Source organism: Streptomyces sp. SLBN-31 (assembly GCF_006715395.1).
GTDB lineage: Bacteria > Actinomycetota > Actinomycetes > Streptomycetales > Streptomycetaceae > Streptomyces.
The window spans coordinates 1,624,636-1,636,945 of record NZ_VFNC01000002.1 but is presented as its reverse complement, the minus strand read 5'-3'; the positions used below and the strand labels follow the sequence as shown (position 1 = coordinate 1,636,945).

The window sequence follows — 12,310 nt, the reverse complement described above, 5'->3', positions numbered from 1 at the left end:
CCGTATGGACGTCGATCAGGCGTGGCACACTGGCTCTGTACCAGAAGCAGCGCACTCCGGGGTCGGTGAAATTCCGAACCGGCGGTTACAGTCCGCGACCCGGTCGCTTCCAGCGGCCGGTTGACCAGGTGAAATTCCTGGACCGACGGTTAAAGTCCGGATGGGAGGCAGTGCGCGGCGGGCGGGCATTCGTGCGCGCCGCCGTATGCGCTCATCCAAGTGGATGAGTCTGTCCGGCGTCGCCCCCGGTGTCCTCGCCCGTACTCTGTCGTCTTCGACAGCCCCGGAGTCCGTGCCCGAATGAGGCAGGAGGACCCGGGAAGTGTTCACCGGAATCGTCGAAGAGCTGGGCGAGATCACCGCGGTCGAGAACCTCGGCGACGCCTGTCGCTTCCGAGTGCGCGGCCCCGTAGTCACCGAGGGCGCGAAGCACGGGGACTCCATCGCCGTCAACGGCGTCTGCCTCACCGTCGTGGACCACGAGGGCGACGAGTTCACCGCCGACGTCATGGCCGAGACCCTCAGCCGCTCCAGCCTCGGCGCCATCGCGGCCGGCTCCCGCGTCAACCTCGAACGCCCCACGGCCGTGGGCGCGCGCCTCGGCGGCCACATCGTGCAGGGCCATGTCGACGGCACGGGCGAGGTCCTGGAGCGCAAGCCCTCCGAGAACTGGGAGATCGTCAAGATCTCGCTCCCGGCGGACCTTTCGCGCTACGTCGTCGAGAAGGGCTCCATCACCGTCGACGGCATCAGCCTCACCGTCGTCGACGCCGGCCCCGACTACTTCACGATCAGCCTGATCCCCACCACCCTCGCCCTGACCACTCTGGGCATCAAGCAGCCCGGCGACCCGGTCAACCTCGAGGTCGACGTCGTCGCCAAGTACGTCGAGCGCCTGCTCGCGAGCGGTCAGGGGGCGGCCAAGTGAACTGGCTGAACTCCCAGGCGTTCGTCATGTTCGGCCAGCACATCATCTGGTCGGACATGATCGGCAACATCCTCGGCCTGATCACCCTCGCCCTCGGCTGGCGCCGCTCCCTGCTGACCTGGCCCGTGCAGTTCCTCTCCGGCCTCGTCCTGTTCATCGCCTTCTACGGCCACCTCGCCGGCAGCGCCGGCAAGCAGGTCGTCGTCATGGTGGTCGCCCTCTACGGCTGGTGGCAGTGGAACCGCGACAAGGAACGGTCCGCGGACGGCCACATCAACCCGCGGTTCGCCACCTGGCGCGAGCGCGGCGCGATGATCGCCGCCGCCGCGGCCGGCACGGTCGCCGTCGCCCTGCTCTTCAAGGCGTACCCGAGCCTGTCCTGGGACCCTTGGCCGGACGCCTACATCTTCGTCGGCACCGTCGTCGCCATGTACGCCCAGGCACGGGGCATGGTCGAGTTCTGGATCGCCTGGCTCCTCGTCGACGTCGTCGGCGTCCCCCTCAACTTCGCCAATGGCTACGCCTTCTCCGGCTTCGTCTACGTCATCTACGGCGCACTCGTCCTGTGGGGCATGCGCGACTGGTGGCTGCGCTCCCGCAGGACGCCGCAGCCCGTCCTGGAAGGAGCGCCGGCATGAGCGCCCACCCGTCTCCCACCACCACCCTGACCGAGGCGCTACGCGCCGCCCCTTCGACCCCACCGATCCTGTACAGCGCGGACGGCATCGAGGACTGGTCCCTCGACCCGATCGAGCAGGCCATCGCCGACATCGCGGCCGGCCGCCCCATCGTGGTCGTCGACGACGAGGACCGCGAGAACGAGGGCGACCTCGTCGTCGCCGCCGAAAAGGTCACGCCCGAGATCGTCGCCTTCATGATGAGCGAGTGCCGCGGCCTGATCTGCGCCCCCATGGAGGGCGAGGAACTCGACCGGCTGAACCTGCCGCAGATGGTCGACGACAACACCGAGTCGATGAAGACCGCCTTCACCGTCTCCGTCGACGCCTCCGGCGCCCACGGCGTGACCACCGGCATCTCCGCCGCCGACCGGGCGACCACGCTGCGGCTCCTGGCGAGCGGCGACGCCGAACCGGGCGACTTCGTCCGCCCCGGGCACATCTTCCCGCTGCGGTCCAGGCCCGGCGGCGTCCTCACCCGCGACGGCCACACCGAGGCGGCCGTGGACCTCGCCCGGCTCGCGGGCCTGCGCCCGGCCGGCGCGATCGTCGAGATCGCCGGCGAGGACGGCCGCATGCTGCGCCTGCCCGAACTGATCCCGTTCGCCCGCAAGCACGGCCTGACGATCATCTCCATCGAGGATCTGATCGCCTACCGCCGCAGCTCCGAGCCCACCGTCCGCCGGGAGGCCGAGACCCGCCTGCCCACCGCCCACGGCGAGTTCACGGCCTACGGCTACCGCTCCACCGTCGACGGCGTCGAGCACGTCGCCCTCGTCCACGGCGACATCGGCGACGGCGAGGACGTCCTGGTCCGCGTCCACTCCGAGTGCCTGACCGGCGACATCTTCGCCTCCCTGCGCTGCGACTGCGGCCCCCAGCTGAACGCCTCCCTGGACCGCATCCAGGAAGAGGGCCGAGGAGTGGTCGTCTACCTGCGCGGACACGAGGGACGCGGCATCGGCCTGCTGTCCAAGCTGCGCGCCTACGAACTCCAGGAGCGCGGCCGCGACACCCTCGACGCCAACCTGGAGCTCGGCCTGCCCGCCGACGCCCGGGACTACGGCGCCGGCGCCCAGATCCTTAAGGACCTCGGCGTCCGCAGCCTGCGTCTGATGACCAACAATCCCGAGAAGACCGACGCGCTCGTCCGCCACGGCCTCAAGGTCACCGGCCGCGAGCCGATGCCCGTACAGGCGGGCGAGCACAACCTCCGCTACCTGCGCACCAAGCGGGACCGGATGGGACACGACCTGCCCTGGCTGGACACCGTCCCGGCGTCCACCTGCAACAACCAGTAACAGCACCCCGAGGAGACAAGAGAACGTGAGCGGCAAGGGCGCACCGGAGCTGTCCGTACGCAACGTCGGAGACCTGCGGGTCGCCGTCATCGCGGCGCAGTGGCACGAGAAGGTGATGGACGGCCTGGTGGACGGCGCCCTGCGCGCCCTGCACGAACTCGGCATCGACGAGCCGACCCTCCTGAGGGTCCCCGGCAGCTGGGAGCTCCCGGTGGTCGCCAAGGTCCTCGCGGGCCGCGGCTACGACGCGATCGTCGCCCTCGGTGTCGTCATCCGCGGCGGTACCCCGCACTTCGACTACGTATGCCAGGGCGTCACCCAGGGCCTCACCCAGGTCTCCGTCGACACCGGCGTCCCGGTCGGCTTCGGCCTGCTGACCTGTGACAACGAGGAGCAGGCCCTGGACCGGGCCGGCCTCGAGGGCTCCAACGAGGACAAGGGGCACGAGGCGGTGACGGCGGCGGTGGCGACCGCGGCCACCCTCCGCTCAGTATCTGAACCGTGGCACTGAGCCAAGGTCCCTTTGGCGTAGTCTGACGCTCACCATGTCCAATAAGACGTTCGAGGAGCTCTTCACCGAGCTCCAGCACAAGGCCGCCCACGGCGATCCCGCCACCTCCCGCACCGCAGAACTGCTCGGCAAGGGCGTCCATGCCATCGGCAAGAAGGTCGTCGAGGAGGCCGCCGAGGTCTGGATGGCCGCCGAGTACGAGGGCAAGGAGGCGGCCGCCGAGGAGATCTCGCAGCTGCTGTACCACGTCCAGGTGATGATGGTCGCCCGCGGGATCTCCCTGGACGACGTCTACGCCCACCTGTAAGTCACACCCCGTTCCCACACGAAACGAACGCGAAGGAAGCCGACCTCATGCTGCGCATCGCCGTCCCCAACAAGGGTTCCCTCTCAGGCCCTGCGGCGGAGATGCTGCATGAGGCCGGCTACCGGCAGCGCCGTGAGTCCAAGGAACTGCGGACCGTCGACCCGTCGAACGACGTCGAGTTCTTCTACCTCCGCCCCCGCGACATCGCGATCTACGTCTCCTCCGGACAGCTCGACATCGGCATCACCGGCCGCGACCTGCTGGTCGACTCCGGCGCCGACGCCGAGGAGATCCTGCCGCTCGGCTTCGCCCGCTCCACCTTCCGCTTCGCCTCCAAGCCGGGCGCCGCGGCGGGCCTGGCGGACCTCAAGGGCAAGACGATCGCCACCTCCTACGAGGGCATCGTCGCGGGCCACCTGGCCGACAACGGCGTCGACGCCTCCGTCGTCCACCTGGACGGCGCCGTGGAGACGGCCATCGAGCTCGGCGTCGCCGAGGTCATCGCCGACGTCGTCGAGACCGGCACCTCGCTGCGCAACGCCGGCCTGGAGGTCTTCGGCGAGCCGATCATGAAGTCCGAGGCCGTCGTCATCCGCCGCACCGGCGCGGACGGCGAGGAGCCCAAGGTGCGGCAGTTCCTGCGCCGGCTCCAGGGCGTCCTGGTGGCCCGTACGTACGTGATGATGGACTACGACTGCCGCGTCGAGCAGCTGGAGAAGGCCGTCGCCCTCACCCCCGGCCTGGAGTCCCCGACCGTCTCCCCGTTGCACAACGAGGGCTGGGTCGCCGTCCGCGCGATGGTCCCGGCCAAGGAGGCCCAGCGGATCATGGACGACCTGTACGACATCGGCGCCCGGGCCATCCTGACCACGGCCATCCACGCCTGCCGTCTCTGACAGCCGTAGGAAGCCCGGAGAGCCGTAGAGAGATGTCCGACCTGCCCACCCTTCCCGTCACGTTCCGTCCCGGCCGCACCCGCGCGGTCCTGCTCACCGCCGGCGTCGCGATCTTCGTGGTCATCACCGCGGTCGCGCTGCTGCTCGAGGGCCTCGGCCCGGGGGAGCGGCTCAGCTTCATCGTCACCGGAGCCCTGATGGCCGGAGTCCTGGCCCTGCTCGCCCGGGTGAAGGTGGTCGCCGACGACACCGGCGTCACCGTGGTCAACATCGCCACCAGGCGGCATCTGGACTGGCCCGAGATCCTGCACGTCAACCTGCGCCCCGGCGACCCCTGGGTGTTCCTCGACCTCAGCGACGGCACCAGCCTGCCGGCGCTCGGCATCCAGCCCGGCATCGCCCGGGAACGGGCCATCGCCGACGCGCGCACCCTGCGCGCGCTCGCCGAGGCCCGCTCGCCGAGGGATCTGCCCTAGAGACCCCTGTCTTGATTAATCTGTTGGCGGAGGCGTTTTCGTCGCGCCTCCGCCGCCGGTGCTCCCGCGGACACCGGCTGCCCCTGCTACCCGAGGAGTGACTCCCTCCAGCGATGGACGGATCGTCCTGTAGTACCTGCGCCGCCCCCTGTCGACATACCGAGGTGGCGGCATCATGACCACCCCCCTGCTGCTCCTGGCTGCGGCGTTCCTGCTGATCCTCGCGAACGGCTTCTTCGTGGCCGCCGAGTTCGGCCTGGTCACGGTGGAGTCCACGGACGCCGAGAAGGCCGCCGCCGAGGGCGACAAGCGCGCCCGCAGGGTCGCCGAGTCGCTGAAGGAACTCTCCTTCCAGCTCTCCGGCACCCAGCTCGGCATCACCATCACCTCGCTCGTCGTCGGCATGCTCGCCGAACCGGCGCTCGCCCGGCTGCTGCACGGCCCGTTCACGGCCGTCGGCATCCCCGCCGGTGCGGTCTCCGGCGTCGCGGTCGTCGTCGGAATGCTGCTTGCCTCGGCCGTGCAGATGGTGATCGGCGAACTCGTGCCCAAGAACTGGGCGGTGTCCAAGCCCATGCAGGTCGCCCGTTTCGTGGCCGGCCCGCAGCACGTCTTCGCCCGCCTGTTCCGCCCGGTCATCGCCGCGCTCAACACGGTCGCCAACCGGCTGGTACGGGCGCTGGGCGTCGAGCCCGCCGAGGAACTGGCCTCCGCCCGCACCCCGGGCGAACTCGTTTCCCTGGCCCGGCACTCGGCGCAGGCCGGCGCCCTGGAACAGGACACCGCCGACCTCTTCGTACGGACGCTGTCGCTCGGTGAGCTGACCGCGCAGCACGTCATGACCCCGCGCGTGAAGGTCAGCGCGCTGCAGTCCTCGGCGACCGCCGAGGACGTGGTCAACCTGACCCGCGCCACCGGCCTGTCCCGCTTTCCCGTGTACAAGGAGAAGATCGACGAGGTCGTCGGCATGGTCCATCTCAAGGACGCGCTCGCGGTCCCGGCGCACGACCGGCTGCGCACCCCCGTGGTCCGCATCGCCCGCCCGGCCCTGCTGGTCCCCGAGACCCTGCCGGTCCAGCCGTTGCTGGCCCAGCTGCGCAGCGAGCAGCCCATCGCGGTCGTCGTCGACGAGTACGGCGGCACGGCGGGCGTGGTGACGCTGGAGGACATCGTCGAGGAGATCGTCGGCGAGGTCCGCGACGAGCACGACGGCCAGGACGTGCCCGAGCTCGCCGCCGCCCCGCCGGAGGACGGCAGGCCCGCCTGGGACGCCGACGGCAGCTGCCGGGTCGACATCCTGCAGCGCATCGGCCTCGACGTGCCCGAGGGGCCGTACGAGACCGTCGCCGGACTCGTCGCCGACCTGCTCGGCCGCATCCCGGCCGCCGGCGACCGGGCCGAACTGCCCGGCTGGCGGCTCACCGTGCGCCGCGTGGGCCACTACCGCGCCGAGCGGGTCCGCCTGGTGCGCACCGGGCCGGTCGTGGAGGTCGCCCGATGAGCGTGCTCCAACTCCTGTTCGCCGCCCTGCTCGTGCTCGCCAACGGCTTCTTCGTCGGCGCCGAGTTCGCCCTGGTCTCCGTCCGCCGCAGCCAGATCGAACCGCTCGGCACGGCACGGGCCCGCCAGGTCCTCTACGGCCTGGAACGGCTGCCCCAGATGATGGCGGCGGCCCAGTTCGGCATCACGGTCTGCTCGCTGACCCTGGGTGCCGTGGCCGAACCGACGGTGGCCCATCTGCTGGAACCGGTCTTCGAGTGGATCCACCTGCCGGAGGGCGTGATCCACCCGCTGGGTTATGTCATCGCGCTCGCCGCGGTGGTCTTCTTCCACCTCGTCATCGGCGAGATGGTCCCGAAGAACCTGGCCATGGCGGCCCCCGAGAAGGCGGCGCTGTGGCTCAGCCCCGGCCTGGTCTACTTCGCCCGCCTCTGCAAGCCGATCACCCTGGCCCTCGGCGCCTGCGCCCGGGGCATCCTGCGGCTCTTCCGGGTCGAGCCGAAGGACGAGGTGGAGGCCGTCTTCACCAGCGAGCAGCTCAACCGCCTGGTGGAGGACTCCGGTCAGGCCGGCCTCCTCGACCCCGAGGAGCAGGAACGCCTGGAGGACGCGCTGGAGCTGGGCTCCCGCCCGGTGACGGACGTGCTCCTGGGCCGCGAGTCACTGGTGACGGTCCCGCCCTCGGTCACCCCGGGTCGCATCGTCGAGCTGACCGCCCGCACCGGGTACTCCCGTTTCCCGGTCGCCGCGGACAACGGCGCCTTCATGGGCTACCTGCACGTGAAGGACGTACTCGACCTGGAGGACTCGGACCGGGCGGTGCCGCAGCAGCTGTGGCGGCCGATGACGACCCTGCGCTCGGACCTGCCCCTGGACGACGCCCTGACCGTCATGCGCCGCGCGGCCACCCATCTGGCCCAGGTGGCCGACGGGTCCGGCAAGGTGCTGGGCCTGGTGGCGCTGGAGGACGTCCTGGAGCTCCTGGTCGGCGAGGTCACGGACCCGGCGCACCGGGAGGTCCCGCCCGCTCCCCGGCTGGCGGAGCCCAAGGAAGCCGCACTGCCCGGCTGACGCGGATTCCCCGCGCCCCGAAAGGGGGGCGGGGAACTGCGCGACAAGCCACGACGCACCCGCACCCGAGCCACGTCGGAAGCGCCCGTGCTCGTGGGCGCGCGGCTCACATACCGGCAGGGTCCTGCGGCCCCCGTCCCGACAGCACCTCCCCGTACGCCTGCATCAGGTCCGGCAGGCGCAGTGTCGACAGGTCGTCGCGGGACAGCATCCCGGGGTAGGTCGACAGCCGCAGATCCCGGTAGGCGCAGCTCTTCTCGTACAGGGTCCGCAGGAACCGTCCGTTGCCCAGCTCGTCGATCCACCCCTGGTCGACGACGTGCCCGGCGATCGAGCGCAGCTCGTCCAGCGCCTCCTCGTCCCACACGTCCCCGTTCTCGGCGGCCAGTACCTCACCGATGGAGGTCAGTTCGAGGGGCCGGTAGGACGGGAAGTCGACGCGGGTGGTGAAGCGGGACGACAGGCCGGGGTTGGCCGCCAGCAGACGGTCCATGCCCTCCGGATAGCCGGCCAGGATCACCACCAGGTGGTCCCGGTTGTCCTCGGCCCGCTTCAGCAGGACCTGCAGCGCCTCGTCGCCGTACGCGTCGCCCTTGCCGTAACCGGAGTTGGAGAGCGAGTAGGCCTCGTCGACGAAGAGCACGCCGCCGATGGCGGAGTCGATCAGCTCGTTGGCCTTCACCGCCGTCTGCCCCAGGTACTCGCCCACCAGGTCGGCGCGCTGGGCCTCCACCAGGTGGTCGCCGCCGAGCAGCCCGAGGGCGTAGAAGACGCGGCCGAGGATGCGGGCCACCGTGGTCTTGCCGGTGCCGGAGGGGCCGGAGAAGACGAAGTGTCGCTTGGGCGGCTGGACCGGCAGTCCCTGGCCCGCCCGCAGCCGCGCCATGTTCAACTGCGCTGACAGTGCCTTGACCTGGCGCTTGACGGGTTCCAGGCCCACCATGCGCTCCAGTTCGGCGAGCGCCTCCTCGAGCAGGGCGGGGTCGGTGGGACCGGAGGGCAGCGGTGAGCCCGGGATGGTCTTCTCCCGTACCAGCGGATCGATCGCGGACGGCATCGCCCCGGCCGGCGGCAGGTCCGGTTCCGGGAACCTGAGGTCCCGGCCGTCGGTCCCGAAGAGCGGGTCGAACCCGTCGGGGCCCTCCAGGACGTCCTGGGCGCCGGAGAGCGCGATCGCCGCGAGGTCGGCGGAGTCGTCGTAGCCGTCGCCCTCGGCGATCGCGGCGAGCCGGGCCGAGGTGTCCATGAAGGCGGGGTCGACGCGGTGCACGGCCCGGTACAGAGGGAGCGCGGCGGCCGAGCGGCCCGTGCCCTCGTGGGCGCGGGCCAGCCAGTAGCGCAGCTCCTTGCGCTGCGGCTGTTCGCTGCGGCAGCGCATCAGGGCGGCCGCCAGCAGCGGTTCCGCCTGGCCGTACATCTCCAGCCGGACCCGTGCCATCCCGCCGAACAGGCCCGCCTCGATGCCCAGCAGCGGATCGTCGATCAGCGGGTCGGTGTGGCGGACGAGCTGCTCCCAGTCCTTGACCAGATAGGCGCGGCACGCGTGCAGGAAGCGGACTTGGTGGTCGGTGTCGACGGGCGGCAGGCCGGCCAGCGCCCGGTCGAGCTCGGGGACATGGCGGCCGTCCAGCCAGTGCGAGGCGTGCGCGAGCAGCAGGTCGCGCGGGCTCTCCAGCACCGGTTGCACCCACCAGCCCAGCCAGTACCAGGAGTTGAGGGCGCGGCGGTGCCGGGCGCGCTGTTCCCCGAAGCGGTCCCGGTGGCGGAACATCCTGAGCAGCGCGGTCGTCGTGTCGACGCGCAGCGCGTGCAGCCCGAGCCAGCCGTCGGCCATCCCGGGATCCATCCGCACCGCGGCCCGGAACTCCTCCTCCGCCTGTGGATAGGCGCCCATCGTGTAGGCGTCCACGCCTCGCATCCAGGCGAGGTCGGCCGGGGCCTCGGGGCCCTGCGTGCCGAAGTCCATCCCGTCCCCCACAAACCGTGCCCCCGTCGGTTGGCCGCCGGGCGGTCACCCGGTGGCCTCCTTGATCGAACCGCCGTACCGCGGACCGGAGTTGCGGTGCGCGCAGCCGTCGTCCAGAGGTCGCACCGAGGGCATCGTACCTGCGCTGTGTCGCCCGTCGAAGGGTGCCGCACAGGACGTTTGACGAGGTGGGAGCGGATGAGCCCCGGATCGGACGGTGACCGAGGGTGAGCAAAGTGCGTCGCACAGCGTCCGGATGGGCGGCTCAGGGCAGAACGAAGCCCCCGATCACGGGGGAACAACCGGGGGCTTCGCGTGCGTGGGCGGCCACGCTTGACCGCACATTGAGAACGTAAGACCTGTACGGCCCCTCGGTCAAGCCGAGTTGAGGCCCTCCGGGAAGTTCACAAGCGGCGATCTTCACAAGTTCAGCACACTGCGGATGGTCCGTCACTGTGTGTGTTCGCTTGGTCCGGTCCAGGTGTGTACGCAGGTCCCGGCAGTACCTCGTATCCCTTCTCGCCCTGCCGTACCAGCAGGTCGGCGAAGGGGCGCGAGGGATCCTCGGCGAAGTGTCGCCGTTCCGCGGGAACCCACGCGGCCCAGAACTCTCGTTGCTCCTCCCCGTCCCGCAGGCGTCCGCGGGTCCAGGAGTCCTCGTGCGGCAACTCCATCCACAGCAGCTGGGCGAGGTACGGGCGCAGGGCGCGGCGGCCCGCGCCGACGCCCTCCACGAGGATTACCGGGGCCGGCGGCAAGGCCCGGGGGGCGATGAGGCGGCGGGTCCGCCAGTCATAGGGGGCGTAGTGGGCACTCTCGCCGCGCCGGAGCGGGTCGATCACCTCGGTCCGGAGCCGGCCGGTCCAGTCGAACAACTCGTCGTGGGTGGCGATGTCGTCGAGGTGCAGCACCGGGGCGTCGCCGAGCGCCCGGGCCAGCTGTCCGGCGAACGTGGTCTTCCCGGAACCGGCGTGTCCGTCGACGCCGACCAGACGGACCGGACCGCAGGACGGCGGCAGGCGACGGAGACGGGAGGCGAGGTGCTGAATCGTCGTTCCTTGGCTCGGGGGAGGGGGTGGTCCTCGGGCTCAGTCTAGCCGGGCACCGTCCGCGTCCTGGCAGGTGACGCCAGTGGTGCAGACCAATATTGGTGGGCGCGGCACGGCCCGCAGTGCTGGCCGCAGGGCCGGTCGGCGGCCATAGTGGGCGCACAACGGTGCATGTCAAAAGTGCTGTACCGCTGTGCGATCGGACCTGCCCCGACTCGGACACCTGGGGGTCATTCCACCCATGAGCAGAGCCGAACAGCCGTCCCGCAGAACCGTTCTCGCCGCGGCCGTCGCCGCGGCGGTCGTCGGTCCCTCGGTCACCCCTGGGGTGGCCGACGCGGCGGACGCCGCCGAGGATCCCGCCCGCCCGGTGGACTACCGCGCCTGGACCTCGTACCCCGACTGGCGCTCCGGCAGCGCGCAGGGCGCCCGTGCCGTCGCGGGGACCCGTCCCGGCGTCGTCATCGCCCACCCGGCGGGCACGATGGACTACACCGACCCGCACACCGGCAGGACCGCCGCCTGGGAGTACGCGACCTGGACCTCGCCGGTGCACCGGCTGCGCGTCCCGGCCACGGAGGCGATCGCCTCCTGGAACGCGCACACCCCGGCCGGCACCTGGCTTCAGGTCGAACTGCACGGCACGTACTCGGACGGCACCGACACGCCCTGGTACGTGATGGGCCGCTGGGCGGCGGGCGACCAGGACATCAGGCGCACCTCGGTCGACGGCCAGAGCGACGGCAGGAGCACCATCTGGACCGACACCTTCGCCGTGGACGACGCCACCACCGGCCTGCGCCTGGTCTCGTACCGCCTCCGGCTCACTCTCTGCCGCAGGCCCGGCACCGAACTCACGCCCCTGGTGTGGCGGCTGGGCGCGATGGGCTCCGACGTGCCCGACCGCTTCACCGTCCCGGCCTCCACCCCCGGCCTGGCGAAGGAGCTGATCGTCCCGCGGTACTCGCAGGAGATCCACAAGGGGCAGTACCCCGAGTACGACAACGGCGGTGAGGCCTGGTGCAGCCCCACCTCCTCGCAGATGATCATCGAGTACTGGGGCGGCCGGCTCACCCCCGAGCAGCTGTCCTGGGTGGACCCCTCCTATGCCGACCCGCAGGTCGACCACGCGGCCCGCTACACCTACGACTACCAGTACGAGGGCTGCGGCAACTGGCCGTTCAACGCCGCCTACGCGGCCACGTACAAGGGGCTGCAGGGCGTCGTCACCCGGCTCGGCTCGCTCACCGACCTGGAGACGCTGATCGCGGCCGGCATCCCGGCCATAACGTCCCAGTCCTTCCTCAAGGGGGAGCTGACCGGGGCGGGTTACGGCACCGCGGGGCACCTCATGACCGTCATCGGCTTCACCGGCGAGGGCGACGTGATCGCCAACGACCCGTTCTCGCCGGACGACGAGGCCGTGCGACGGGTGTACAAGCGGCGTGAGTTCGAGAACATCTGGCTGCGCACCAAACGGTACAACGCCTCCGGCAAGGTCGTCTCGGGCAGCGGCGGAGTCTGCTACCTGTACTTCCCCGCGCGTCTCGGCCCCCGCCGGCGCAGGGCGCTGGCCGCGGTCGGCGTGCGCTGACCCGCGGGCTCGCAGGCGAGGGCCCCGGACGAAC

12 protein-coding genes and 1 riboswitch are annotated in these 12,310 nt (G+C 71.0%); of the genes, 10 read left to right on the top strand and 2 right to left on the bottom strand.

From position 1 onward, the window contains the following. Positions 1–47 precede the first annotated feature (47 nt). A riboswitch (FMN riboswitch) is annotated at positions 48–178 on the top strand. Between the two features lie 144 nt (positions 179–322). The 9 genes from FBY22_RS27490 to FBY22_RS27450 all read left to right on the top strand — a co-directional run bounded on the left by FBY22_RS27490 (position 323) and on the right by FBY22_RS27450 (position 7,667). Beyond that, complete coding sequence (locus tag FBY22_RS27490) at positions 323–928, top strand: riboflavin synthase (RefSeq protein WP_142150372.1); 606 nt, start codon at positions 323–325, stop codon at positions 926–928. Beyond that, positions 925–1,566 (top strand): nicotinamide riboside transporter PnuC, encoded by a 642-nt coding sequence (gene pnuC / locus FBY22_RS27485; RefSeq protein ID WP_142150370.1) that lies wholly within the window; start codon positions 925–927, stop codon positions 1,564–1,566. The genes FBY22_RS27490 and pnuC overlap by 4 nt, the downstream gene beginning before the upstream one ends. Continuing rightward, a complete protein-coding gene (locus tag FBY22_RS27480; RefSeq protein WP_142150368.1) occupies positions 1,563–2,906 on the top strand; it encodes a bifunctional 3,4-dihydroxy-2-butanone-4-phosphate synthase/GTP cyclohydrolase II in 1,344 nt (447 codons plus the stop codon). The genes pnuC and FBY22_RS27480 overlap by 4 nt, the downstream gene beginning before the upstream one ends. A 25-nt stretch (positions 2,907–2,931) precedes the next feature. After that, on the top strand, positions 2,932–3,417 hold the full coding sequence (gene ribH, locus FBY22_RS27475; protein WP_142150366.1) for a 6,7-dimethyl-8-ribityllumazine synthase: 486 nt from the start codon (positions 2,932–2,934) through the stop codon (positions 3,415–3,417). A gap of 34 nt (positions 3,418–3,451) precedes the next feature. Next, positions 3,452–3,724 (top strand): phosphoribosyl-ATP diphosphatase, encoded by a 273-nt coding sequence (locus FBY22_RS27470; protein WP_142150364.1) that lies wholly within the window; start codon positions 3,452–3,454, stop codon positions 3,722–3,724. A 47-nt stretch (positions 3,725–3,771) separates the two neighbouring features. After that, positions 3,772–4,620, top strand: a complete 849-nt coding sequence (gene hisG / locus FBY22_RS27465) for an ATP phosphoribosyltransferase (RefSeq protein ID WP_142150361.1) — start codon at positions 3,772–3,774, stop codon at positions 4,618–4,620. A 32-nt stretch (positions 4,621–4,652) separates the two neighbouring features. Continuing rightward, positions 4,653–5,096: a PH domain-containing protein gene (locus FBY22_RS27460; RefSeq protein ID WP_142150359.1), complete on the top strand. Its 444-nt coding sequence runs from the start codon at positions 4,653–4,655 to the stop codon at positions 5,094–5,096. A 175-nt stretch (positions 5,097–5,271) separates the two neighbouring features. Further along, positions 5,272–6,597 (top strand): hemolysin family protein, encoded by a 1,326-nt coding sequence (locus FBY22_RS27455; RefSeq protein ID WP_142150357.1) that lies wholly within the window; start codon positions 5,272–5,274, stop codon positions 6,595–6,597. Then, positions 6,594–7,667, top strand: a complete 1,074-nt coding sequence (locus FBY22_RS27450; RefSeq protein ID WP_142150355.1) for a hemolysin family protein — start codon at positions 6,594–6,596, stop codon at positions 7,665–7,667. The genes FBY22_RS27455 and FBY22_RS27450 overlap by 4 nt, the downstream gene beginning before the upstream one ends. Before the next feature lie 106 nt (positions 7,668–7,773). On the opposite strand, the gene FBY22_RS27445 is transcribed toward FBY22_RS27450, so the two are convergent. After that, positions 7,774–9,633: an AAA family ATPase gene (locus tag FBY22_RS27445; protein WP_142150354.1), complete on the bottom strand. Its 1,860-nt coding sequence runs from the start codon at positions 9,631–9,633 to the stop codon at positions 7,774–7,776. A 428-nt stretch (positions 9,634–10,061) separates the two neighbouring features. Further along, on the bottom strand, positions 10,062–10,682 hold the full coding sequence (locus FBY22_RS27440) for a uridine kinase (protein WP_142150352.1): 621 nt from the start codon (positions 10,680–10,682) through the stop codon (positions 10,062–10,064). Positions 10,683–10,923: 241 nt separating this feature from the next. On the opposite strand from FBY22_RS27440, the gene FBY22_RS27435 reads away from it, so the two are divergent. Continuing rightward, complete coding sequence (locus tag FBY22_RS27435; RefSeq protein ID WP_142150350.1) at positions 10,924–12,276, top strand: peptidase C39 family protein; 1,353 nt, start codon at positions 10,924–10,926, stop codon at positions 12,274–12,276. Positions 12,277–12,310 lie beyond the last annotated feature (34 nt).